The sequence below is a fragment of the Xanthomonas sp. WCS2018Noco2-27 genome (assembly GCF_031843525.1).
In the GTDB taxonomy this organism is placed as follows: domain Bacteria; phylum Pseudomonadota; class Gammaproteobacteria; order Xanthomonadales; family Xanthomonadaceae; genus Xanthomonas.
Window position 1 is genome coordinate 193,502 of the sequence record NZ_JAVTIK010000001.1, and the last position, 23,115, is coordinate 216,616.

The 23,115-nt window shown below is 64.1% G+C and carries 22 protein-coding genes and 1 other RNA gene; 12 read left to right on the forward strand and 11 right to left on the reverse strand.

What is annotated here, in order from left to right; genetic code table 11:
* Positions 1 to 89 precede the first annotated feature (89 nt).
* Complete coding sequence (locus RQH86_RS00835) at positions 90 to 1,859, reverse strand: M14 family metallopeptidase (RefSeq protein ID WP_311240161.1); 1,770 nt, start codon at positions 1,857 to 1,859, stop codon at positions 90 to 92.
* Positions 1,860 to 2,143: 284 nt separating this feature from the next.
* Here RQH86_RS00835 and RQH86_RS00840 point away from each other — a divergent pair, with 284 nt between their 5' ends.
* Both RQH86_RS00840 and RQH86_RS00845 read left to right on the forward strand, forming a co-directional pair.
* The gene (locus tag RQH86_RS00840; RefSeq protein ID WP_311240162.1) at positions 2,144 to 3,709 is read left to right on the forward strand and encodes an oligopeptide:H+ symporter; all 1,566 of its coding nucleotides are present in this window, start codon (positions 2,144 to 2,146) and stop codon (positions 3,707 to 3,709) included.
* A gap of 7 nt (positions 3,710 to 3,716) precedes the next feature.
* Positions 3,717 to 4,325 carry a rhomboid family intramembrane serine protease gene (locus RQH86_RS00845; protein ID WP_055845033.1) on the forward strand — a complete coding sequence of 203 codons (609 nt, stop codon included), beginning with the start codon at positions 3,717 to 3,719 and terminating at the stop codon, positions 4,323 to 4,325.
* A 131-nt stretch (positions 4,326 to 4,456) separates the two neighbouring features.
* Here the strand turns inward: RQH86_RS00845 and RQH86_RS00850 are convergent, their stop codons facing one another.
* Positions 4,457 to 4,657 (reverse strand): hypothetical protein, encoded by a 201-nt coding sequence (locus tag RQH86_RS00850; protein WP_055845030.1) that lies wholly within the window; start codon positions 4,655 to 4,657, stop codon positions 4,457 to 4,459.
* Positions 4,658 to 4,869: 212 nt separating this feature from the next.
* On the opposite strand from RQH86_RS00850, the gene RQH86_RS00855 reads away from it, so the two are divergent.
* From RQH86_RS00855 to RQH86_RS00865, 3 genes are all read left to right on the forward strand, one after another.
* On the forward strand, positions 4,870 to 5,154 hold the full coding sequence (locus RQH86_RS00855; RefSeq protein ID WP_311240163.1) for a GNAT family N-acetyltransferase: 285 nt from the start codon (positions 4,870 to 4,872) through the stop codon (positions 5,152 to 5,154).
* Between the two features lie 40 nt (positions 5,155 to 5,194).
* On the forward strand, positions 5,195 to 6,040 hold the full coding sequence (locus tag RQH86_RS00860) for a hypothetical protein (RefSeq protein WP_311240164.1): 846 nt from the start codon (positions 5,195 to 5,197) through the stop codon (positions 6,038 to 6,040).
* 66 nt (positions 6,041 to 6,106) lie between these two features.
* The gene (locus RQH86_RS00865) at positions 6,107 to 6,607 is read left to right on the forward strand and encodes a MarR family transcriptional regulator (protein WP_055845019.1); all 501 of its coding nucleotides are present in this window, start codon (positions 6,107 to 6,109) and stop codon (positions 6,605 to 6,607) included.
* Positions 6,608 to 6,697: 90 nt separating this feature from the next.
* Here the strand turns inward: RQH86_RS00865 and RQH86_RS00870 are convergent, their stop codons facing one another.
* Positions 6,698 to 8,896 carry a M3 family metallopeptidase gene (locus RQH86_RS00870; protein WP_311240165.1) on the reverse strand — a complete coding sequence of 733 codons (2,199 nt, stop codon included), beginning with the start codon at positions 8,894 to 8,896 and terminating at the stop codon, positions 6,698 to 6,700.
* 369 nt (positions 8,897 to 9,265) lie between these two features.
* On the opposite strand from RQH86_RS00870, the gene RQH86_RS00875 reads away from it, so the two are divergent.
* A complete protein-coding gene (locus RQH86_RS00875) occupies positions 9,266 to 9,751 on the forward strand; it encodes a glutathione peroxidase (RefSeq protein WP_311240166.1) in 486 nt (161 codons plus the stop codon).
* Between the two features lie 449 nt (positions 9,752 to 10,200).
* On the opposite strand, the gene RQH86_RS00880 is transcribed toward RQH86_RS00875, so the two are convergent.
* Positions 10,201 to 10,980, reverse strand: coding sequence for a ferredoxin--NADP reductase (locus tag RQH86_RS00880; RefSeq protein WP_005988314.1), 780 nt, complete (start codon positions 10,978 to 10,980; stop codon positions 10,201 to 10,203).
* Positions 10,981 to 11,203: 223 nt separating this feature from the next.
* Positions 11,204 to 13,084, reverse strand: a complete 1,881-nt coding sequence (locus RQH86_RS00885) for an ABC transporter ATP-binding protein (protein ID WP_311240167.1) — start codon at positions 13,082 to 13,084, stop codon at positions 11,204 to 11,206.
* A gap of 475 nt (positions 13,085 to 13,559) precedes the next feature.
* Here RQH86_RS00885 and RQH86_RS00890 point away from each other — a divergent pair, with 475 nt between their 5' ends.
* From RQH86_RS00890 to RQH86_RS00905, 4 genes are all read left to right on the forward strand, one after another.
* Positions 13,560 to 15,077, forward strand: coding sequence for a fumarate hydratase (locus RQH86_RS00890; protein ID WP_055845008.1), 1,518 nt, complete (start codon positions 13,560 to 13,562; stop codon positions 15,075 to 15,077).
* A 69-nt stretch (positions 15,078 to 15,146) separates the two neighbouring features.
* Positions 15,147 to 15,223: non-coding RNA, sX9 sRNA (locus RQH86_RS00895), on the forward strand.
* Between the two features lie 775 nt (positions 15,224 to 15,998).
* Entirely contained in the window at positions 15,999 to 16,634 is a 636-nt protein-coding gene (locus RQH86_RS00900) for a glutathione S-transferase family protein (RefSeq protein WP_311240446.1), read from the forward strand.
* Between the two features lie 189 nt (positions 16,635 to 16,823).
* Positions 16,824 to 17,462, forward strand: coding sequence for a carbonic anhydrase (locus tag RQH86_RS00905; RefSeq protein WP_193552589.1), 639 nt, complete (start codon positions 16,824 to 16,826; stop codon positions 17,460 to 17,462).
* A gap of 201 nt (positions 17,463 to 17,663) precedes the next feature.
* Here RQH86_RS00905 and RQH86_RS00910 read toward each other — a convergent pair whose 3' ends face one another.
* Both RQH86_RS00910 and RQH86_RS00915 read right to left on the reverse strand, forming a co-directional pair.
* A complete protein-coding gene (locus RQH86_RS00910; RefSeq protein ID WP_311240447.1) occupies positions 17,664 to 18,794 on the reverse strand; it encodes a phospholipase A in 1,131 nt (376 codons plus the stop codon).
* Positions 18,795 to 19,005: 211 nt separating this feature from the next.
* On the reverse strand, positions 19,006 to 19,491 hold the full coding sequence (locus RQH86_RS00915) for a DUF456 domain-containing protein (RefSeq protein ID WP_115512103.1): 486 nt from the start codon (positions 19,489 to 19,491) through the stop codon (positions 19,006 to 19,008).
* Between the two features lie 228 nt (positions 19,492 to 19,719).
* Between RQH86_RS00915 and RQH86_RS00920 the strand changes: the two genes are divergently transcribed.
* The gene (locus RQH86_RS00920; protein ID WP_055844995.1) at positions 19,720 to 19,935 is read left to right on the forward strand and encodes a cold-shock protein; all 216 of its coding nucleotides are present in this window, start codon (positions 19,720 to 19,722) and stop codon (positions 19,933 to 19,935) included.
* 92 nt (positions 19,936 to 20,027) lie between these two features.
* On the opposite strand, the gene RQH86_RS00925 is transcribed toward RQH86_RS00920, so the two are convergent.
* The gene (locus tag RQH86_RS00925) at positions 20,028 to 20,510 is read right to left on the reverse strand and encodes a glycine zipper 2TM domain-containing protein (protein ID WP_055844992.1); all 483 of its coding nucleotides are present in this window, start codon (positions 20,508 to 20,510) and stop codon (positions 20,028 to 20,030) included.
* A gap of 130 nt (positions 20,511 to 20,640) precedes the next feature.
* Complete coding sequence (locus tag RQH86_RS00930) at positions 20,641 to 21,069, reverse strand: hypothetical protein (RefSeq protein WP_311240448.1); 429 nt, start codon at positions 21,067 to 21,069, stop codon at positions 20,641 to 20,643.
* Between the two features lie 71 nt (positions 21,070 to 21,140).
* Here RQH86_RS00930 and RQH86_RS00935 point away from each other — a divergent pair, with 71 nt between their 5' ends.
* The gene (locus RQH86_RS00935; protein ID WP_104613948.1) at positions 21,141 to 21,974 is read left to right on the forward strand and encodes a tRNA threonylcarbamoyladenosine dehydratase; all 834 of its coding nucleotides are present in this window, start codon (positions 21,141 to 21,143) and stop codon (positions 21,972 to 21,974) included.
* Between the two features lie 33 nt (positions 21,975 to 22,007).
* On the opposite strand, the gene RQH86_RS00940 is transcribed toward RQH86_RS00935, so the two are convergent.
* Positions 22,008 to 22,775 (reverse strand): TatD family hydrolase, encoded by a 768-nt coding sequence (locus RQH86_RS00940; protein WP_311240449.1) that lies wholly within the window; start codon positions 22,773 to 22,775, stop codon positions 22,008 to 22,010.
* Positions 22,775 to 22,990 carry a DUF6116 family protein gene (locus tag RQH86_RS00945; protein ID WP_055844980.1) on the reverse strand — a complete coding sequence of 72 codons (216 nt, stop codon included), beginning with the start codon at positions 22,988 to 22,990 and terminating at the stop codon, positions 22,775 to 22,777. Before RQH86_RS00945 ends, RQH86_RS00940 begins: the two co-directional genes overlap by 1 nt.
* Positions 22,991 to 23,115 lie beyond the last annotated feature (125 nt).

The window sequence follows — 23,115 nt, forward strand, 5'->3', positions numbered from 1 at the left end:
GAGTCATTACGAAATTGGGGGCAGCGAGATGCCCGGATGGGAGCCGCGCACAGGCGCGGTTCGGTCGCTCGCCTGAAGAGGCGGCGCGGTTAGAAGTCGGTCTGCGCGGTACGCAGCACCGGATAGAGCTGGTAGCGCTCGTCCCACGAAGAGTGACGCTTGGCGAAGAACTCCAGACGCGCTTGCGGGCTGTTGGCAAACTCCGGGTCGCTGGCGATGCGCTGTTCGAACTGGGCCTTCAACGCGGCGTCGTTGGCCAGCATGTCGCGCGCCACGTCTTCGGCCACGTAGGCCTCCATGTATTCCTTGCGCTCGAAGGCCGTGTTGAAAAAGCCCCACTGCAGCAGCGAGTCCGGTGCCTGCGGCTCCAGCATCGCCATCAACAGGCGCGCCTTGGGTTGCGCAATCGGCACGAACAACGCACCGGCCGGCACGCTGCGGGTTTCATCGTGCCATTGCCCACCGACCTCCAAGGTCTGGTGACCTTCGTTCGAGCGCGCGGCAAAGTTGGCGGTGTCGGCACGAAAGGTTTGCACCGGATGTTCTGCCGCACTGGCGACGATGCGGAAATCGATGCCATGCAGGCGTAGTTTCTCGGCGACAAAGGCCGCTTGCGCTGCCGGCACCAGATAGCCGCCACGCGGTGCGTCGACCACCAGATCGGGTTTGATCTGATCGCGCAGCGGTACCTTCCAGATCTGCGGTTTGCTCTCGTCGTAGCGCGTCATCAACGCGCCGGAAATCGGCGACGGCGTGCGCGTATACGCGTAGCCGCGAAACGCCACGGTGCGCGCAGCCGGGCCGGCGGCAAAGCGCAGCGGCTCGGGCATGCCGGCCAGCTGGCTGGCGCGCTGATCGGCCGCCAGCGCATCGGCGCGCCAAGTGCTGCCATGTTTTGCGGCCTGCTGCAGCACCGACACGATGGCATTGCGGGTGACCCGCACGCGCGTCGGGTAGTCCTTCCACGAATGGGTTTCCACCAACATGCCGAAGCGGTTGCGCAGCAGGAAATAGCCATGCGAAAACCGCGGCGGCGACACGTCGTCGGCGAAGCCGGAGCTGGGGTCGTCTTCGTGCACGAAAGAGGGGTAATACGGCAGCGGCAGCGAACCCTGCTTGGCCAGATCGCCCAGCACCGCATCGCGCCAACGCGTGCCGTCGCGCTGCAGCGTGGTGTCGCCGGCATGCACCGGCTCCACCTGCACCGAGACGTCGTGCTCGAACTTGGCGCCGTCGGTGACATGCAGGTCCACGTACATCAGCGGGTCCCACTGCTGTACCAGCCGCAGCATGGCCTGCATCTCCGGCGCGTCGGCCTTGACGTAGTCGCGGTTGAGATTGAGGTTCTGCGCGGTGACACGCCAGCCCATCTGCTCGGGGCCGCGCTGGTTGGGGCGGTTCCAGGCACCGAAGCGCTCGTGTCCATCCACGTTGAACACCGGCACGAATACCCATACCAACGTGTCGAGCACGCCCTTGCCGGCCTTACCCTCGAGCAGCTGGCGCAAGGCCAGAAAGCCCGCGTCCTTGCCATCGATCTCGCCAGCGTGGATGCCGCCCTGGATCAAGACCACCGGCAGCTTGCGCTGCGCGGCGCTGGCCGCATCCAACGCGCCGCTGGTGGAGGCGATCAAGGCCTTCATCGGCCGGCCTTCCGGCGTGGTGCCGAACTCCACGCAGCGCACCGCCTGCGGGTAACGCTGCGCAAACGCATCGCACAGCGCGATGACTTCGTCATAGCGGCCGGTCTGCACAAAGCCGCTGCGCTCGGCCTGGGTGGTCAGCGGTTCGGCGGCCAGCGCGACAGGGGCGCAGGTCAACAACAACAGGCTCAGGGCCAGGCGGGTGAAGCGGGGCATCCAGCGGTCCAGTGTTCCAGGAAAACGTTTGCAATGTAGCCGAGCCGAGCTGGCAGGCCAATCTGCACTGCGGCATGGCCGCCGGCTTCAAGCGGACGCGAGCGAATCGAAAACGCCGGTTTTTGCGGGTTATCGACGCGGTCTACGCACGCATGCACTCGGCGTCGACTGCGCGCAGCGCGATGTCCTCGGACTGCAACGCCAGCAGCCGACCTGCGCGCGCATGGCGGCCGGCAGCTCGGCGCCGGTACGATAGGGCCTGTTTTCAGCTCGTCGGACCGCCTTTGACCACCTCGACCTTGCCGGGCCCCACGGCCGGCGCGCGCCTGCCGCGCCAGATTCCTTTCATCATCGGCAACGAAGCCTGCGAGCGTTTCAGCTTCTACGGGATGCGCAACATCCTGGTGCAGTTTCTGATCACCTCGCTGCTGCTGCAGGAGGTTGGCGGGCCGGGCCGCGAGGCCGAAGCCAAGCACATCCTGCACAGCTTCATGATCGGGGTGTTTTTCTTCCCGCTGCTGGGCGGCTGGCTGGCTGATCGCTTGTTCGGCAAATACAACACGATTCTGTGGTTCAGCCTCATCTATTGCGCCGGCCACGCGTGTCTGGCGATGTTCGAGGGCAGCCGTCAAGGCTTCTTCGTGGGGCTGGGCCTGATCGCGCTGGGCGCGGGCGGCATCAAGCCACTGGTGGCCTCGTTCATGGGCGACCAGTTCGACCAGTCCAACAAGCACATGGCCAAGGTGGTGTTCGATGCCTTTTACTGGATCATCAACTTCGGCTCGTTGTTCGCCTCGTTGCTGATCCCGCTCGCACTGAAGAATCTGGGCCCGTCGTGGGCGTTCGGCATTCCCGGCATCTTGATGTTCGTGGCCACGCTGGTGTTCTGGCTGGGCCGCAAGCGCTACGTGCTGGTGCCGTTGCCGCCGAAAGACCCGCATGGGTTCGGCGCGGTGCTGCGCACGGCATTGCTGGCACGCGCGCCAGGGCAGGGGCGGCCTGGTCTGGCGCTGGCAGTCATCGCGGTGGTCGCCGCACTGGCCTGCATGGCGTTGATCGAGCCGCTGGGCATCGTCATCTGCCTGTGCATGGCGCTGGTGCTGCTGCTGGCCGGGATCGGCGGTGGCACCTGGTGGCAGCTGGAGCGCGCGCGCGGTACGCATCCGGATGCCGCGGTCGAAGGCGTGCGCGCCTTGCTGCGGGTGCTGGTGATCTTCGCGCTGGTGACGCCGTTCTTTTCGTTGTTCGATCAGAAGGCCTCGACCTGGGTGCTGCAGGGACGCGAGATGACCATGCCGGCGTGGTTCACCGCCTCGCAGATGCAGGCGCTCAATCCGCTGCTGGTGATGTTGCTGATCCCCTTCAACAACCTGGTGCTGTATCCGCTGTTGCGCCGTGGTGGCTGGGAGCCGACGCCGTTGCGTCGTATGACCAGCGGTATCGCCTTCAGTGGCGTGGCGTGGATTGCGGTCGGCGCGATCCAGGTCGTCATGGACGGCGGCGAGCCGATGCACATCGCCTGGCAGATGCTGCCCTACGCCTTGCTTACCTTCGGCGAGGTGCTGGTGTCGGCCACCGGCATCGAGTTCGCTTATAGCCAGGCGCCGCCGTCGATGAAGGGCGTGGTGATGAGCTTCTGGTATCTGACCACCACGGTCGGCAATCTGTGGGTGCTGCTATCGAACGTGGCGGTGCGCAATGCGACGGTGACCTCGCATATCGCCGATACTGGGCTCAGCGAAGCGGCATTTTTGATGTTCTTCTTCGCGGCCTTCGCATTCCTGGCAGCACTGGCCTTTGGCTTGTACGCGCGCCGTTATCGCATGGTCGACAATTACCGTTCTGCCTGAGGTCCGCATGATTACCCTGATCCTGATCGCCATCACCGGCATCGTCTCGTGGCTGGCGTTCAATAACCGCAAGCTGGCCGACCGGCTCATCCTGTGGCCGCCGGCGCTGGACAAGAACCGGCAGTACGACCGCCTGGTGACCTACGGCTTCATCCATGCCGACCTGGGGCACCTGGTCTTCAACATGATCACGCTGTTCTTTTTCGGACGGGTGATCGAAAAGGTGATGACGCAGCTGACCGGCAGCGTGCTGACCTATCCGTTGTTCTATCTGGCCGCGCTGGTGGTGTCGATCCTGCCCAGCTATCTGAAGAACCAGAAGAACCCCAATTATCTGAGCCTGGGTGCCTCCGGTGCGGTGTCGGCGGTGCTGTTCGCCTTCATCCTGCTGCAGCCGTGGACCATCATCCTGGTGCTGTTCATTCCGGCACCGGCGATCATCTATGCGGTGTTCTACGTCGGCTACAGCCTATGGATGGACCGCCGCGGCGGCGATCGCATCAACCACAGCGCACACCTGGCCGGCGCGGCATTCGGGGTGATGTTCATGCTGATCATGGAGCCGCGGGTGTGGCAGATTTTTCTGGAGCAGCTGTCCAATCCGCGCTTCGGCTGAGGGCGCTGGCTGATCCGGCCGCTCGGGTACCGGGGTTGCGGTACTGCGTCAGTGCAGCGGTTGCGTGCGGCAACCGGGCCAGGACCGACGCCACGGCGTCACAGGTCCTGGCAGGTGGAGCGACGCAGACATCAGGCTGCGCTGCGTTCCCGGTCGGTGCTAAGTGCCGAGCCCGACACCGCGCCGTAGGCCTGCTGCAGACGCTCGTAGACGGTATCGTTGAGTTGCGCGAAGTCAGGATTGTGGGTGTCGCCGTTGATGGCGAACTGGAACAAGCCTTCCAGCAGCGAGCTGTCGCTGTCTGTGCCGTTTCCTGCCGAATCGTTTTGCATGCGTGACTCCTCGTTGGTAAGGCGAGGGCGTTGGCCTGGCCGGAGACCGGTTGCAGGCAGCGCCTTCGAATCAGCTATCGGCGCTGCCTGCGCGAACTTAAGGATGTCGTTGCCGAGCCGGGATAACGGTCACAGCGTAGATTCATTTTCACGCAGGCGCGGCGTCGCGCTGGTCACACTTGCCGCACATTCACTGCCGGGCGCACACCACGATGGAGGCAGCGACAGTGCACGCCGAACACGACCCGACACAGCAGCGATTCGTTATTGACACCGAGGGACATCGCGCCGAGCTGGTGTATCTGCTCGAGGGTGCGCGCATGACCATCACGCACACGCTGGTGCCGGATGCGATTGCAGGGCGCGGTATTGCCGCCGTGCTGGTCGAGTCTGCTTTGCAGCATGCGCGCGAGGCCGGCCTGAAGGTCGTGCCAGCGTGCAGCTACGCCGCCGCCTACGTGCGCCGGCATCAACAGTTTCAGGATCTGCTGGCCTGACGGACAGCAGTAGGTGGTTCGATCAGGGGAGCAGGTGGGAATGGTGCGGTTGCTTGGATTCAAGAGTGTGCGGGGTCTGCTGATGCTGGCCCTGTTGGCGGGCTGTACGCAGCGCGAACCGGCAGTAGTCGAGCCGACCGAGCCGGCAGCCGATGCGGCCGCAGCGACAACGCCGCCTCCGGAACCGCTGATGGTGCAGAGTGGCCCGCTGGAAGATGTGATCGAACACGCGCCGGCCTATATGGTCGGGATCAGCTATCCGCCTGGGCTGGATGCGTATCCGGGACTGGCCGCGTTGATTCGCACGTATGCGCAGGATGCCCGCAGCGAACTGATGGAAGCGGTAACCGGTCTGGGCAACGACAAACCGGCAGCGCCCTACGAGTTGTCGCTGGCATTCGAAAAACTATTGCAGACCGCCGACCTGATCGTCGTCTCCGCCGATGGCAGCCGCTATACCGGTGGCGCGCATGGCGATCCGCTGGTGGCGCGCTTCGTCTGGCTGATCAAGGAGCGCAAGCAACTGACTGCGCAAGCGATGATTCCCGATCCGGCCGGCTGGGAAAAGATCGGCCGCGATGTCGCGGCGCAATTGCATGCCGCTGCCACCCAGCGCGTGGAAGCCGATCGTGTGCCGGTGGAAGAACAGGCCGAACAAATCGCATCGGCCGACCGCATGATTGCCGAAGGAACCGCAGCGCAGGTGGACAACTTCGCGCAGTTCGTGCCGGTGTTGAATGCGGCCGGACAGATCACCGCAGTGCGCTTCGTGTTTCCGCCTTATCAGGTCGGGCCTTATTCGGATGGCACGCAAACGGCCGAGGTCGCTGCATCCACGTTGATGCCGTGGGTCGCGCCGGAATATGTACATCTTTTCGCTCGCTGAGATGTCGCCCCGCAAGTGATGTGATTGAATGCTCAGGCCATTCAGTAATGTAACCAAACGGGTGATATGAGCAGTTTCGATCCAACCGCAAATCGCGTAGACCACACCTGCGCGCGCTATCCAGCCTTTCCGCGGGAGCCGGCTGTCCTGGTGAGGTTGATCAAGCATCTCTACAAGCGGCTGCACACCATCAGTTGTGTGCGACTCAGGCCGTACGGGATCAGTCCGCCGGAATACGAGATCCTGATGATGTTGTACGGCACGCCCGAGCAGGCCATTACGCCGACCGAGGCGGCAGAGGCGGCCAGCGAGAAGCCGGCCAACATCACCCGGCTCACCGATCAGTTGTGCGAGAAGGGCTTGATCGCACGGGGCAGCAGTCCCGACGACCGGCGCAAGATCGTGCTGTCCCTGCAACCGGCCGGGCTGGCGTTGATCGAAAGCCTGTTGCCGGAAGCATGCACGCTGTTGCACGAGCAGGCGGGCGACATCAGCGAGGCCGAACAGGCGCGTCTGGAAAAACTGCTCAAGAAATTGCTCAATGGCGTGGACGCCGTAGAGTCCTGAGCGATACGCGATGGCTGCCATGCACGCCATCGCCAAAACGACAACGCCGCCCGGATCGCTCCGGGCGGCGTTGTCGTTACGCAGCTCCGATCACGGCTTGGACTGCGGCGCTTCTGGTGTGGCGCCATCGCCGCCCTGCGCGCTCAGACCGCGCTTTTCAAGCAAGGGCTCGATCTGCGGCGCATGCCCGGCGAAGTTCTGGAACAGCTCCATCGCATCCACGCTGCCACCGCGCGACAGCAGCGTCTTGCGGAACCGATCGCCATTGGCGCGGCTCAATCCACCATTCTGCTTGAACCATTGCTGGGTGTTGGCATCCAGCACTTCGGACCAGATGTAGGCGTAATAGCCCGCCGCATAGCCACCCATGATGTGGCTGAAATATGGGGTCTTGTAGCGCGGCGGTACCGGCGCGTAGGCAATGCCGTCCTGCTGCAAGGCCTTGGCTTCGAACGCCATGACGCCGGCCGCATCGGGCACCTGGTTGGCGCTGATCTGATGCCAGTTCTGATCCAGCATCGCCGCACCCAGATATTCGGTGGTGGCAAAGCCCTGGTTGAACTTGGACGCGGCAATCACCTTGTCCAGCAAGGCCTGCGGCATCGGGGTGCCGTTCTGATAATGCTTGGCGTAATTCTTCAGGATGGACGGCTCGTCGGCCCACATCTCGTTGACCTGCGAGGGGAACTCCACAAAGTCGCGCGGCACGCTGGTGCCGGAGAAATACGGGTACTTGACGTCGGAGAACATGCCGTGCAGCGCATGCCCGAACTCATGGAACATGGTGGTCACTTCGTCCCAGGTCAGCAGCGTGGGCTGGCCGGCAGGCGGCTTGGGAATGTTGAGGTGATTGGCCACCACCGGCTTGAAACCGGTCAGGTCCGACTGCGACACGTACGAGTTCATCCATGCGCCACCGCGCTTGGATTCGCGTGCATACATGTCGGCGATGAAGATCGCCAGCTGCTTGCCGTCGGCGTCGAATACGTCATAGACGGTGATGTCGTCGCGGTAGGTCGGCAGGTCGGTGCGCTGCTTGAAGGTCAGGCCGTATTCCTGGTTGGCTGCATAAAACACGCCGTTTTCCAGCACGTTCTTGAGCTCGAAGTACGGCTTGAGCTGCGACTCGTCGAAGTTGTACTTGGCCTGGCGCACCTTCTCGCTGTAGTAGGCCCAATCCCAGGCTTCGAGTTTGAAGGTCGGTTTGCGTGCGGCTTTTTGTTCCTTGTCGATCATCGCCTGCAGATCGGCAGCCTCGCGCTTGGCGTTAGCCACCGCTGCCGGTGCCAGCTTGCCGAGCATGGCGTTGACCGCTTCCGGGGTCTTGGCGGTCTGGTTTTCCAGCGAATACGCGGCGTAGGTCGGGAAGCCGAGCAGCTTGGCCTTGTCGGCGCGCAGCTTCATGATGCGCGACACCAGCGCGGTGTTGTCGTACTGACCACCATGGCTGCCGCGCGAGACCGACGCGTCATAGATTTTCTTGCGCAGGTCGCGATTCTTCAGCTGGGTCAGCGGCGGCTGGCCGGTGGTGTTGAGCAGCGCAATCACGTACTTGCCATCGAGCTTGCGCGCCTTGGCTGCTTCGGCAGCAGAAGCGATCTGCTCCTCGGACAGGCCATCGAGCTGCTTGACGTCATCCACTACGACTGCCGCAGCATTGACCTCGGCCAGCACGTTCTGGCTGAAGGTGGTGCCCAGGTTGGCCAGTTCGGCATTCATCGCCTTGAGCGTGGTCTTGTCGGCATCGGAGAGCTTGGCGCCATCGCGGACGAAGTCGCTGTAATACTTCTCGACCAGACGCAGGCCTTGTGCATCCAGGCCCAGCTTGGCGCGTTGGTCGTACAAGCTCTGGATGCGCGCGAACAGCTTGCCGTTGAGCGAAATCGCATCGCGATGCGCAGCGAACTTGGCCGAGTAGTCGGCCTGCAGTTTCTTGCGTGCATCGTTGGTGTCGGCACCCACCAGGTTGAAGAACACCGTGGTGGCGCGATCGAGCGTGGCGCCGCTCTTTTCCAGTGCGACGATGGTGTTGTCGAAGCTTGGTTTGGCTTTCTGGGTGGCGATCTTGTCCACTTCCTTCAATTGCTCGGCCATGCCAGCGTCGAAGGCGGGTGCGAAGTCGCTGTCTTTGATCTTGTCAAACTGCGGGTAATGCAGCGGCAGCGTGCTGTCGGCAAAGAAGGGGTTGGCTTGGGTGGCAGCCTGCGTGGTGGCGGGTGCGGCGATGCTGTAGGACGGCATGGCAAGTCCCAGGGAGGCGGCCAGGGCAAAAGCGAGACGGGTGGTCAAGAGGATGGCTCCAAAGTGCGAACCGCCGAGGCTAACCCAGCCCGCCGGGACAGGCGTGTGACAAAAGGCATGGCTGGCTGGCGGACGCGACCATGCGCCGGGTCACGCCAGGCCCCAAGGCTGCCAACACACCGGGACTTCGCCAGGACAGCCGCCAGCGGCTCGGCGACACATCGGGACATGCTGCAAGGCCTGCTCCAGCGAATGCGCTGCCGGACGTCCTGCATACAGACCTGCGAACAGCCAACGATACGCGGCTGGATCGTGGTGCGCGGATGTCACATGGGCGAGAAACAGCGCTGTGCGGAGAGGGTGTGGCGGGCCGAGAGGGCTGGGTTAGGCTAGCGCTTTCCCTATCGAGAGTTGTCGATGACCACGCTATCCACCTTTGAGTTCACCGACCTGGACGGTCGCACGCAATCGATGCGCGACTACGCCGGCAGTGTGGTGCTGGTGGTGAATGTGGCTTCGAAATGCGGCTTTACCCCGCAGTACGCAGGGTTGCAGGCCTTATGGCAGCGCTATCGCGAGCGTGGCCTGGTAGTGATCGGTTTCCCGTGCGATCAGTTCGGTCACCAGGAGCCCGGCGATGCTGCACAGATCCGGCAGTTCTGCTCGCTCGACTATGCGGTGGATTTTCCGCTGGCGTCCAAAGTCGAGGTCAACGGCAGCAGCGCGCATCCGCTGTGGCAATGGCTCAAGCACGAACAGCGCGGCCTGCTTGGATCGGAGGCGATCAAATGGAACTTCACCAAGTTCCTGATCGGCCGCGACGGCACCGTGTTGGAGCGCTACGCACCGACCACCAAGCCGGAGGCCCTGGCCGCCGATATCGAGCGTGCGCTGGGCGCGTGACATCGCAGGCGCATGCCCAACCTTTTAAACGCCGCAGGATCGTAGGAGCGCACCCAGGCGCGACGAGGCGTTACCGAAAATGCGAGGCGTTACTGGGGATGAGGCTGTACCGGGAGCGCTTCGTCGCGCCCAGGTGCGCTCCTACGACGGTGCAGTAGCGATATGCCCGCGCGTTGCTTCACTTCTCGACGAAGGCGCGCTCGAACACCTTACGCAGCACCACCAAGCCGGAGGCCTTGGCCGCCGATATCGAGCGTGCGCTAGACGCGTGATATCGCGGGCGCATGCCCAACCTTTAAACACCGCGGGCTCGTAGGAGCGCACCCGGGCGCGATGCGGCGTTACCGAAAATGCGAGGCGTTACCGGGGATGAGGCTGTACCCGGAACGCTTCGTCGCGCCCAGGTGCGCTCCTACGGCGCTGTAGTAGCGGCATGCCCGCGCGTTGCCTCACTTCTCGACGAAGGCGCGCTCGAACACGTAATGCCCCGGGGTGCCGATGCGTGGCGAGGTCTGGAAACCGCGTGCGTCCAGCAACGTGCGCAGATCGGCCAGCATCTGCGGGCTGCCGCAGATCATGAAGCGGTCGTTGGCCGGGTCCAGGGTCGGCAGGCCCAGCGTCTGCTGCATGCGGCCATCGGCCATCAGCTCGGTCAGGCGGCCCTGATTGGCAAACGCTTCACGGGTGACTGCCGGGTAATACAGCAGTTTTTCGCGCAGCAGATCGCCGAGGAATTCGTGCTGCGGCAGCTCGCGCTCGAAGTAGTCGCGATAGGCCAGATCCTGCACGAAGCGCACGCCCTGGGTGAGGATCACCTTGTCGAAGCGCTCGTAGGTTTCCGGGTCCTTGATGATCGACAGCCACGGCGCCAGGCCGGTGCCGGTGCCCAGCAGATACAGATTGCGACCTGGATGCAGGTCGCTGATCAGTAGCGTCCCGGTGGGTTTCTTGCCGACCAGCACCTTGTCTCCCGGTTGGATGTGCTGCAGCCGCGAGGTTAGCGGGCCGTCCGGCACCTTGATGCTGAAGAACTCCAGATGCTCTTCCCAGTTGGCGCTGGCGATCGAATACGCGCGCAGCAACGGCCGGGTTTCGGTTTCCAGCCCGATCATCACGAACTGGCCGTTTTCGAAGCGGAAACCGGCATCGCGGGTCGTGGTGAAGCTGAAGTAGGCATCGGTCCAATGACGGACCTCAAGCACCGTTTCGGCGCCGAAAGCGGAAGACATACCGGTTTAGTGTCGTGGGAGGAATACCCGGCAATTCTACCTCAAGCTGGCCAAATGAGATGAACTCTCATTTGGCGGGAATGGAGAATCGAGAATCGGGAATGAGGTGCAGGGCCGCAAGATCTGAGGCCTCTTCAGGAGCGGGAGGCTCAGTACCTGTCAGCCACCGCAACGCCGCTTCTAACGATTCCCCATTCCCGATTCCCGATTCCCGATTCCGGCCTCACCGATACCCCGCCGCCTGCAACTCGAACAGCTCCGCATAGCGCCCGCCCTGCGCCATCAGTTCCGCATGGGTGCCGTTGGCTTCGATGCGCCCGTCGGCCAGCACCAGAATGCGGTCGGCCATGCGCACGCTGGAGAAGCGGTGCGAGATCAGCACCGCAGTGCGGTTGTCGGAGAGCTCCTTGAAGCGCTGGAACACCTCGAACTCGCTGCGCGCATCCAGCGCGGCGGTGGGTTCGTCCAGGATCATCAGCTGCGCATCGCGCATGTAGGCGCGTGCGATGGCGATCTTCTGCCATTGCCCGCCGGACAGATCCACGCTGTTCTTGAAGCGGCGGCCGATCAATTGATCGTAGCCATCGGGCAGGCTGTCGATGAGCTCGCCAGCCATCGCGCGCTGCGCAGCGGCCTGGATGCGCGGCGCATCGTCCATCGCATCGACCTGGCCCACGCCGATGTTCTCGCCCACGCTCAGGTGGTAGCGCACAAAGTCCTGAAAGATCACGCCCAAGTTGGCGCGCAGATCGTCCAGATCGTAGTCGCGCAGGTCCTGCCCATCGAGCAGGATGTGGCCTTCGTCGGGGTCGTACAGCCGCGCCAGCAGCTTGACCAAGGTGGTCTTGCCGGCGCCGTTTTCGCCAACAAGGGCCAGCACTTCGCCGGCGCGCAGTTCGAAATCCAGATGCCGCACCGTCCACGTCTCGGCGTCCGGATAACGGAAGCCCACATCCTCGAACACGAAACCCTGGCGGATCGGGCGCGGCACCGGCAAGGCGTTGGGGCGCGAGCGGATTTCCGGCACGATGTTGAAGAACGAATACAGATCGTCCAGATACAAGGCCTGGCCGGCGACCTGCGAAAACCCGATCAACAGGCCTTCCAGCAACTGACGCAGACGCAGGAAACTGCCGGCCAGAAAGGTCAGGTCGCCGATGCTGAAATCCCCGCGCACCGTGCGCCAGGCGATGTAGCCATAGGCCATGTAGTAGCCCAGCGTACCCAGCGCCGCCAGCAACGCACCCCACGACGCACGCTTGCGCGCCAGTGCGCGATTGGCCTGGAAGAACTTGTCGGCCAGGCGCCGGTAACGCGCGATCAAGAAGCGGTGCAGGTTGAGGATTTTGACTTCTTTTGCAGTCTCCACGCTGGCGCCGACCTGGCGCAGGTAATCGAGCTGGCGGCGCTCCGGCGTCCACTGGAAGTTGAGCGAATAGCCCAGCGCATTGAAGTGCGCCTCGCCGATGAAGGCCGGGATCAGCGCCACCGCCAGCAGCACGATCAACCACGGCGCATACACCACCAGCCCCACCGCCAGGCTGATTACCGTGATCGCATCCTGCACCTGGCCGAACAACTGGCTCATCAGGTTCATGCGGTTCATGGTCTGACGCCGCGCGCGATCCAGCTTGTCCTGGCGGTCGGGGTCTTCGAAATCTTCCAGATCCAGTTGTGCGGCATGTTCCATCAGTCGCACGCTGGCCGCGTTATTGAACAGCTCCGACAACAGCGCATCGGCATAACCGACCATGCGCCCGAGCAGGTCCGAGCCGATCGCCAGCGCCAATTCCAGCGCCAGCAATTCCAGCAAGCGGTTCAAGCGCCCGCTGCTGAGCGCCTGCGTAAAGGACTCGAATGCCGGCGGCTGGCCGACCAGGTGAATCGCCTCGTCGATGATCAATTTGCCGATGTAGAGCGTGGCCACCGGCATCAACGCGCGCAGTACACGCAGGCCGATGCTGCTGGCGCTCAACCAGCGGCTGGTCTGCCAGATCTGGCGCAGGAACGGGGGCAGATTACGCAGCGCATCCAGGCGCTCGCGCAGGGTAGGGCCGGTACGAGGGGCGGCAGGCGCAGTAGCGCTGGAACGGGAAGCTGACATCTCACTAGTGTGCCGCGCGCGGCGTCGGTGCGGAGTGTTGGGCCGCTCGCCGGGGAGGACGTGCACGCATCGCAGTGGCCGGAGATATCTGCCGCTCGACGCAATGCCTCGGCCAGCCGCGACAGCAGCGCCACCGCCTGTGCGGGTCGAGAGGGGCCGCGGCGGCCTGCAGGCGCGCTTCTGCCGTGGTGGCAATACCGGAGGCTTATCCAGGCGGCACGGCCGTTGGAGGTCCATTCGGTCTTCTGCACTTGCCCGTGTTCCGGGTGCGGCATGCGTGCGATGTCGCAGCGTTCCCTGCGCCCTCGCACGTCAGCCGCCATCGTTGCCGGCGAGCGTGGCGCTCTCATCCCGCCGCGCCTGGGCGGCGCGCGGCGCAGGCCCCAGTCAATCGCTTGTATAGACGCCACATCCGGCCGCGGCCGCGGTTTGCTCTAAAATGTGCGGATTGCCCCCGCCAGCCGTAGAGCCAGCCGTGACCTCGATCAAGCAGGAAGACCTCATCCAGTCCGTCGCCGATGCGCTGCAGTACATCAGCTACTACCACCCGGTCGACTACATCAAGAACCTGTCCGCCGCCTACGAGCGCGAAGAATCGCCGGCCGCCAAGGACGCCATCGCGCAGATCCTGATCAATTCGCGCATGTGCGCCGAAGGCCACCGCCCGATCTGCCAGGACACCGGCATCGTCACCGTGTTCCTGGAAATCGGCATGAACGTGCGCTGGGACGACGCGACCATGGGCGTGGAAGACATGGTCAACGAAGGCGTACGCCGCGCCTACAACCATCCGGACAACAAGCTGCGCGCCAGCGTGTTGGCCGATCCGGCCGGCAAGCGTGCCAACACCAAAGACAACACGCCGGCAGTGGTCAACACCAAGATCGTTCCGGGCGACCATCTGGACGTGATCGTCGCGGCCAAGGGCGGCGGCTCGGAGGCCAAGAGCAAGTTCGCCATGCTCAACCCGTCCGATTCCATCGTCGATTGGGTGCTCAAGACCGTGCCGACCATGGGCGCCGGCTGGTGCCCGCCGGGCATGCTCGGCATCGGCATCGGCGGCACTGCCGAAAAGGCGATGCTGCTGGCGAAAGAAGCGCTGATGGAGCCGATCGACATCGTCGACCTGCAGGCGCGTGGCGCGTCCAATCGTGCCGAAGAGCTGCGTCTGGAGCTGTACGAAAAGGTCAACGCGCTCGGGATCGGCGCGCAGGGCCTGGGCGGCCTGACCACGGTGCTCGACATCAAGGTCAAGGACTATCCCACCCACGCCGCCAACTTGCCGGTAGCGCTGATTCCCAACTGCGCCGCCACTCGCCACGCGCATTTCACCCTGGACGGCAGCGGCCCGGTGATGCTGGACCCGCCGTCGCTGGAAGACTGGCCCAAGCTCACCTACAACCCGACCAACGCGCGGCGGGTGAACCTGGACACCATCACCCGCGAAGAAGTCGCCAGCTTCAAGCCGGGCGAAGTGGTCCTGCTCAACGGCAAGCTGCTGACAGGCCGCGATGCTGCGCACAAGCGCATGATCGACATGCTCAATCGCGGCGAAACGCTGCCGGTCGACTTTACCAACCGCTTTATCTATTACGTCGGCCCGGTCGACCCGGTGCGCGATGAAGTGGTCGGTCCGGCCGGCCCGACCACCGCCACCCGCATGGACAAGTTCACCCGCCAGATGCTGGAACAGACCGGCCTGCTCGGCATGGTCGGCAAGTCCGAGCGCGGCGATGCAGCCATCGATGCGATCCGTGACAACAAGGCCGTGTACCTGATGGCGGTCGGCGGCTCGGCGTACCTGGTGTCCAAGGCGATCAAGGCCGCCCGCGTGCTGGCGTTCGAAGACCTCGGCATGGAAGCGATCTACGAGTTCGAGGTCAAGGACATGCCGGTCACCGTGGCGGTGGATTCCACCGGCGAATCGGTGCACAAGACCGGCCCGCGGTTGTGGCAGTCGCGTATCGGCAAGATTCCGGTGGTGGTGGAGTAACCGCGTTAGAGCAGCTAATAAAACTACTGTGCAGCCGCCAGGCGGGCGCGGCCGGTGCTCGGAATCGGCATGTACCACTCGTACACTCCGGTTCTGAGCGCGCCGTCCACACCCACCTGACGACTGCTCGCTACGTTTTGTTAGCCACTCTTGGCGCCGACTGCGCAGCCCGTCAGCAAGGCGGGCTGCCAGTTGGTGCAAGACGTACGCGGACACGCGGGTGTGTTTTCTTCGCACTGTCTGCACCCGGCTGACGACCGTGCACGCCAGTGCTGTCGTCAGGCTTGATGTGGAATGGCGAGGCGATGACACGTCTTGCTGTTTGCCGCAGATAACCGGGTAGATGGAGGCGGTTGTCGGCAGCGGGTCTGGTGCTGTCGGGAGGTGGAGCATCTGCGACCTCTCGACAGAGGAAGACCGGTGTTGCCCCGCGCGAACCGGCTATGCTCGCTGCACTGGCCGGTACCCCAAGGAGAACAGGAATGCTCCGACTCGTCTGTATCGCGTTGTTGTTGTGCCTTAGCGTGAGTTCGGCGGCGCAGCAGCAAAAGGCACCCACGGTGTTGTTTCCCTCGCGCAACTACTCGCCGCCGCCTGCCGACCCGGGGCCGTTCGCACAGCGCAAGCCGCTCAGGACAAACGACACCGCGACTCGGTTCAACGGACCCTTGGCTGCGGATCGCTGCATCGCGCAGTGCAACAGCAGCGCCCGACAATGCCGCGCCGACCGACCCAGCGAGTCCAGTTGCAGCAGCAGGGCAGCACCGCGTGGAAAGCGCTGCGACGACGTACAGAATCCGGCGCAACGGGCTAGCTGCATGGCGCAAGTCTTCGACTGCACCCAGCAGAGCGACGACAATCGCTGCGAACCGCACAAGCTCGCCTGCCTGCGCGCCTGTACCAACTGACCCGAGAGCCCGCATGGCCGCTACGCTTTATCACACCCCCAGTACCGCCGCCCTGGTCGTCCACTGGCTGCTGATCGAACTGGACGTTGCCCACGTGCTGCATCCGCTGGATTTCGAGCGCGGCGAGCAAAAGGCGCCGGACTATCTGGCGCTCAACCCGGCCGGCGTGGTGCCGACGCTGGTGCTGGACGGTCAGGTGTTGACCGAAGCGGCCGCGATCGCCATGCACCTGGCCGATCTCTACCCGCAAGCCGGGCTGGCGCCGCCGGTCGGCACGCCCGAGCGTGCGGCGTACTACAAGTGGATGTTTTTCTGCGCCAATACCTTGCAGCCGGCCTATCGCGCCTGGTTCTACCCGCACGAGCCGGCCGGCGCTGCGCACGCCGATGCGGCGCAGGCCCAGGCACGCAACAGACTGGAAGCGGCCTGGACCCAGGTCGATGCGCATCTGCAGGAACACGGGCCCTATCTGCTCGGCCAAACGCTGTCGGCCGCCGATTTCATGCTGACCATGTTGATGCGTTGGTCGCGCAACATGCCGCGTGCGACCGATACCTGGCCGGCACTGAAGAAGCATGCGCAGCGGATGAAGGCCCGGCCGGCGTTCCAGGAAACCTACCGGCGCGAAGGCCTGACTGACTGGACGTGACCGCGGCGCGCACGCTAAAGCGAAGTAGTGCGTCGATAGCGCCGGTAGAGTCCGTTTGGTTATGCCCGCTGGGGTGTACGATCGCGCGACACACCAGAGAACAGGGGCTCTACCATGTTGCAGTCCGTATCCCGTCGCAAGCTGTTGCAATGCGCATGTTGCGCACCGGTGGCCGCGGCCGCCGCGTCGTTGCCATTTTCGTTGCGCGCCGCGCCCAGCAAGAAAACCGATTTGAATGCCGAGCAGGCGCTGCAGACCCTGCGTGACGGCAACGCTGCGTTTGTCGAGAACCGTCCCAAGAAGGTGATCTCCGACGGCAAGCGCCGCTTGGAACTGGCGCTGGGCCAGACCCCGTTCGTCATCCTGGTGTCGTGCTCGGATTCGCGCGTGCCGCCGGAGCTGCTGTTCGGTCGCGGCCTGGGCGAGATGTTCATCGTTCGCAACGCCGGCAACACCGTCGATACCACGGCATTGGGTTCGATCGAATATGCGGTGAGCCAGCTCGGCGTGCCGCTGGTGGTGGTGATGGGCCACGAGAGCTGCGGCGCGGTTGCCGCCGCGGTGTCGGTGGTGGAGCAGGGCGCGTTCTTCCCCGGCGCGATCGGCGCCATGATCGAACCGATCGTCCCGGCCGTGCTGACCGCCAAGAAGAATGGTGGCGACGACCTGCTCGCAGCGTCGGTCAAGGCCAACGTCAAGCGCACGGTCGACCGCCTGCGCGGTGCTTCCGAACCCGCCTTGCTCGAACCGCTGAGCGCAGGCGCATGCCGCGTCGTGGGGGCTTACTACACCCTCAAGGACGGCAAGGTGGATTTCTTCGACGTCTGAGTCGGCGCATGAAAAGCGGCAGTAGCGATCCTCCACACGCCTGCCGACCGCCATCGTCATCGCCATAAAAAAAGCCGGCAGCAATGCCGGCTTTTTTGTGGCGATCTCCTGTGGACGCGGCGCCGATGCAGTACCGGCGCGGCAATGTTCGCAGGAGGCGACGGGTGCGTGTCTACACCCGTGCCGCCCGACATCGGCGCGTCAGAACCACTCCAGCAACGACACGCCCAGGCCGATATAGGTGGCCTTGTGGTTGTAGTCGATCAAGCTTTCGCCGTAGCCGTCGAACACCTGCACATGGCCGCGCAGCAGGTTGGTGATGGGGAAGCCGTAATCCAGCTGCACCGAGCCATGCGAGCGGTCGCCGCCACGCAGCGAATGCCGCGCGATCAACGCAAATTCATGCCCATCCTTGTTGTAGACCAGGGTGGCATCGCCGCGACCCATGTAATCCTCGATGTCGGGATTATTGTCGTCGGCACGGTCTTCCTTGATGCGGAACCACGGGCGCAACGTCAGCGCCCAGTTTTCGCGATCCAGACCGATGTTGAGGATCACCCGGTTCCAGGAGCGCGACAGCGGATCTTCGCGGCCGTTGGACATGTGGTTGAGGCTGATGCCGCTCATGCGGCCCTTCCAGCCGAACAAGCTGTAGTTGTTGCGAAACACCAGCATCGCTTCCGGCTCGTAATTGGTCTCGCGGAACGGGCGCGATGCATCGGAGTTGTAGGCCTGCCACCGCGAGCTCTGGGTGTAGCCCATCCAAATGTCGCCGTTGTCGCCGAACAGGTCTTCGACCACCTTGGTCTTGAAGCTCAGCTGGAACTTCAGCTCGGCGCTGTCCAGCTGCTGGGGCGTGCTGACCGAGTTGGCCGGATTCGGCGATTGCGGGGTACGGTTGGTGTCGCTGGTCCAGAACGCCGGCAGCAGATAGACCGGCTTGTAGCCACGCAGCTGAAACGTGCCCAGCTTGGAGTCCTTGGCCAGTTCCCAGCGGCGATCCAGCAGCGAGCCGCGGCCGGCATTGGCGACCGCTTCTTCCTTCGGCTGCTGCTGGACGTCGGCGCGAAAGAAATCGCCCATACGGCTGCTCTTGGGGCTGTCTTCCGCCTTGGCAGCCTGCTTGGCCAATTGCGCTGCGGCATCTGCCTCCTGCACGGCCTGCGCGGTGTAGCCCAGCGCCTGGTCGTAACACGCCAGGCGCGCGGCATCCGAGGTCACGGACGTGCAGGCCTGCGGCGATGCGGGTTGCGGAGCGATTTCCTGCCCATGCGCCAGCGGCGCGGCGGCCAGGGCGATCAGCATCAGGGGACGGGTGCGGTGCTTGGACATGGGCAGTCTGGCCGAGTGTAGGCGCCAGGCAGGCGCGTCAGGCGCGTAGCTTAACGGTCGCGTCTGCATACGCGATGTGTACACGGTGGCATAACATCTGCGGCGGGTCGACTAAACGGGTGTCGCGACGCTCACCAGGTCGCTGCTGCTGCGGGTTCTGCATGCTTGGAGCGAAGGCGGCCGCGCCGGCTTGGGGCCTTTAACTGCTGCGTCAGAAGAACCAGGCGATCGCAAACACGCCCAGCATGCACAGGCCCAGTGCCAGCTTGGTGGCCGTGCCCAGCATGATCCCAACCCAGGTGCCGAAGCCGACCTTGGTGGCCTGGCCGGTCTTGCGGGTCTGGTAGTACTCGCCCAGCCACGCGCCGGCAAACGGGCCGACGAACAAGCCGATCGGCATAAAGAAAATACCGGCAATGGCGCCGATCACCGAGCCCCACATCGCCATCTTGCTGGCCCCCACGCGCTGCGCGCCGTACAGGGTGGCCAGGAAATCGATGACAAAAGACAGCGCGGTGATCAACCCGAGGATCACCAGCGCGACCCAACCGACATGGGTGAACCCGTCGGCCCAGGCGGCCACCAGCAGCCCGGCAAAGACCAGCGGCAAGCCCGGCAGCGCGGGCAGGATGACGCCGGCAAGGCCCACCAGCACCAGCACGCCAGCCAGCACGTAATAAACGACAGTCGTGTCCATGATGGTTTAGAAATGTCCTATTTCAGGCTTTACAAGAATACGCAAGGGATGCTTGAAAATTGGTTTTGTGCGGGTTAAGTTGCAGCCGCTGCTGTTTGCAAAGGTCACCGTGAATCGTGGCCTGATGCGGTAGATCGCCCGATCCGCTACATCCTTGTACCTCGCTTCCTCCTTGCAATCACAGCCGCCACCGCCAGTCCATCACAGTGTCGTAGGGAGTCAGTCGAGATGTCCAATATCGAACGCGAGAATGGTGTCGTGAAGTGGTTCAACGATGCCAAGGGCTTTGGATTCATCAGTCGCGAAAACGGCGAAGACGTCTTCGTCCATTTCCGCGCCATCCAGATCCAGGGCTTCAAGAGTCTCAAGGAAGGGCAGAAGGTCAGTTTTACCGTCGTGCAAGGTCAAAAAGGCCTGCAGGCCGATGCGGTGCAGCTGGTCTGAGCCACGGCACCGGGGGGTAATACATCACGCGCCCAACAAAAAGGCCCGTTACCGGGCCTTTTTGTTGGCTGCACGTTGGCGGCAGCCGCTGCTTAGCGCAGCACCACCTTGCCGTTGACCACGCGCACGTAGGCGTTTTCGCGCACGCCGGCCAGGTCGCGCTGGTTCACCACGACCACGCGGCCATCGTCCATGCGTACCTGCACGTCGAAGCTGTCGCTGGTGACGTTGTTCTGGATGGCGTTACCCGCCAGTGCGCCGGCAGCGGCACCGGCCACGGCCGACACATTCTTGTTGCCCTTGCTGCCGCCGGTTTCCTTGGAGATCTGGCGGCCGGCCACTGCGCCGACGATACCGCCGAGCACTGCGCCGGTGCCGGTGGGGGCGGAGCGGGTGGGGCCGACTTCATCGATACGGGTCACGATGCCGCAATCCACGCAACGCGGCGCCGGCTGGGAATAGCCCTGGTCGTAGCCGCGGTCGCCGCGATAGCTGCCGTACTGGGGCTGGGACGTGGCGCAGCCGACCAGGGTCGCGGTTGCAGCCAGGCCAATAACAAGCAGTCGGGTCTTCATGAGATATCTCCGGATGGTTCTGAAGGCGGTCAGGGCCGCGGCGACGTCATCCTGTGTTGGTCCAGGTGAACGGTCTGCCAACTGGATCACTCCAGGCTTAACGAAACCCGAGCGCCGCCTTCATCCAACCTCATCGAAAGTCGCGGTGACACGCCTCGCAGGCCTCTGAAATCTGCCGTTTGATCGGTACGAACGCGGCGCAGCTGGACGGCGCGCTGCGCTGCGCCTGCTCCAGTGCGGCACGCAGTGCCTGGGCATGTTCGCCGAAGCGGCGGTCCTCGCCGATCTGTGGAAATGCCGGTTCCAGTTCGTCGGCCAGCAAGCGCAGCGATTGCAGCCGCGCCAGTTGCTGCGCGGGTGTGCAGACGGCGCCCGGCGGCGGCTGCAACGCGCGCAATTGGTAGTCCAGCACGTGCATCAGGCTGTCGGGTACCGGGTCGCGCCGCGCCTGCAGCACGCGCGCCACCATCACGGTTGTGATCAGCCCGATCAACACACCCAGCACCAGCATGAAGGCGTAACGGGCAGCGCGGGATTGGTTGGGAGGTGTGGCGGACATGGCGAGCTGCTCCGGCAGGACGGCGTGCGATGGGGCGGACGCGCGGGAGGTGGCGCGCGTAAAATAGGCCGATGAAAGCACAATGGCGTGAACGCTTTGCCGGTATCGACCGGCTGTATGGAGTCGGCACGGTGGAGCGGCTGTCCGCCTGCCGCGTGGCAGTGGTCGGCATGGGCGGGGTGGGCTCGTGGGTGGTGGAGGCGCTGGCACGGACCGGCGTCGGGCATCTGCGCCTGATCGATGCCGACGACCTGTGCGTGTCCAACACCAATCGGCAATTGCCGGCGCTGGCCGGGCAGTACGGGCGCAACAAGGCGCGGGCCATGGCCGAGCGCTGCGTCGCGATCAACCCGGAGATCGAGGTCGATGCGGTGGAGGCGTTTCTCACCACCGGCAATATCGAAACGCTGCTGGGCGATGGCCTGGATCTGGTGATCGATGCTTGCGACAGTTTCCGGGTCAAGGTGGAAACCATCGCCTGGTGCCGCCGTCGCAAGCTGCCGCTGCTGACCGTGGGCGCCGCCGGCGGGCGCACCGATCCCACTCTGGTGCGCGTGCGCGATGTCTCGCGCACCGAACACGATGCGATGCTGGCGCTGATCCGCAAGAAGCTGCGTAGCGATTTCAATTTCCCCAAGAATGCGCAGCGCTATTTCGGCGTGCCGGCGGTGTACTCGCTGGAAAACGTCAAATACCCGCAGGCCGATGGCAGCGTGTGCGGCATTCGCCCGCAGCTGGATGCCGATGCCACGCTCAAGCTGGATTGCGGTGCCGGGCTGGGCGCGGCCACGCATATCACCGGCACGTTCGCGTTTGTGGCGGTGGGCAAGGCGCTGGAGATGTTGCTCAAGCCCAAGGCCGCTGCGTCCAAGCCGGCGGCCGAGGTTGCTGCCGCGTCGCCATAACTGCACGCGCGCGCTGCGGCGGCAGCTGGCCTATCAGCCCGGCAAGCCGAACAAGGCGCGTGCATTGGCCGTGGTTTGCGTGGCGATGTGGTCGGCGTCTTCGCCGCGCAGCTGCGCGATGCACGCCAACACCGTGCGCAGAGCGGCCGGCTCGTTGCGCGCACCGCGGATGCTGGCATCGGGTTGATCGGGTGCGTCGGTTTCCAGCAGCAGGTGCTGCAGGGGCATGGTTGCGGCCAGGCCGCGCAGGCGATTGGCGCGCGGGTAGGTGACCGGGCCGCCCAGGCCGATCATGAAATCCAGCTTCCACAACTGCTGCGCCTGCTCGGGGCTGCCGGCAAAGCTGTGCACCACGCCGCGCAGGCCGCCAATGGCCTTGATGCGCGCGATGACTTCTTCGGTGGCGCGGCGCGCGTGCACGATCAGCGGCAGGTCGAAGCGTTTGGCCAGGTGCAATTGCCCATCGAAGTAGTCGCGCTGGGCCTGCGCGTCCAGGCCCTCCAGATAGAAATCCAGCCCGCATTCGCCGATCGCGCAGGGGCGCTCGCGTTCGATCCACTCGGCCAGCAGTTCCAGATGTTCGGGGCGGTGCTGATCGAGAAAGATCGGATGCAGGCCATAGGCCGGATGCAGCCCTGGAGCCTGCGTGCACACTGCGCGCAGGTTCGGCCAGCTGGCCGCGGTGATCGCCGGCACTACTTGTTGTACGACGCCGGCCGCGCGCGCGCGGGCAACCACCGCAGCGCGGTCGTGGTCGAATTCGCTTGCGTCCAGATGGCAATGGCTGTCGATCAACTGCATCAGTCGCGGCGCACCGGTGCCGGCAGCGGCGCCTTGCGGGTTTTCCAGTTCGCCAGCAGCAGCGTGGTCAGGCCGAACAGCAGTTCGTCCACGAATGGCACCAGATCCGGCACCAGTACATCCACCACGAACAGCGTGGCTGCCAGCTTGAACAAGGTGGGATAGCGCAGCTTGGCCGCCCAGTCCAGGGCACGTGCGGTCAGGGGATTTCGCATGCGAGAGCTCCGGCTGTTAGAAGTGCATGAAGTAACCGCTAGCTGAACTTAACCGCGGCGTTCATGAGCGAGGGCGTTTTCGTTCAGGGTTCACGTGCTGGAATCACGCCGTCAACAACGCGGCA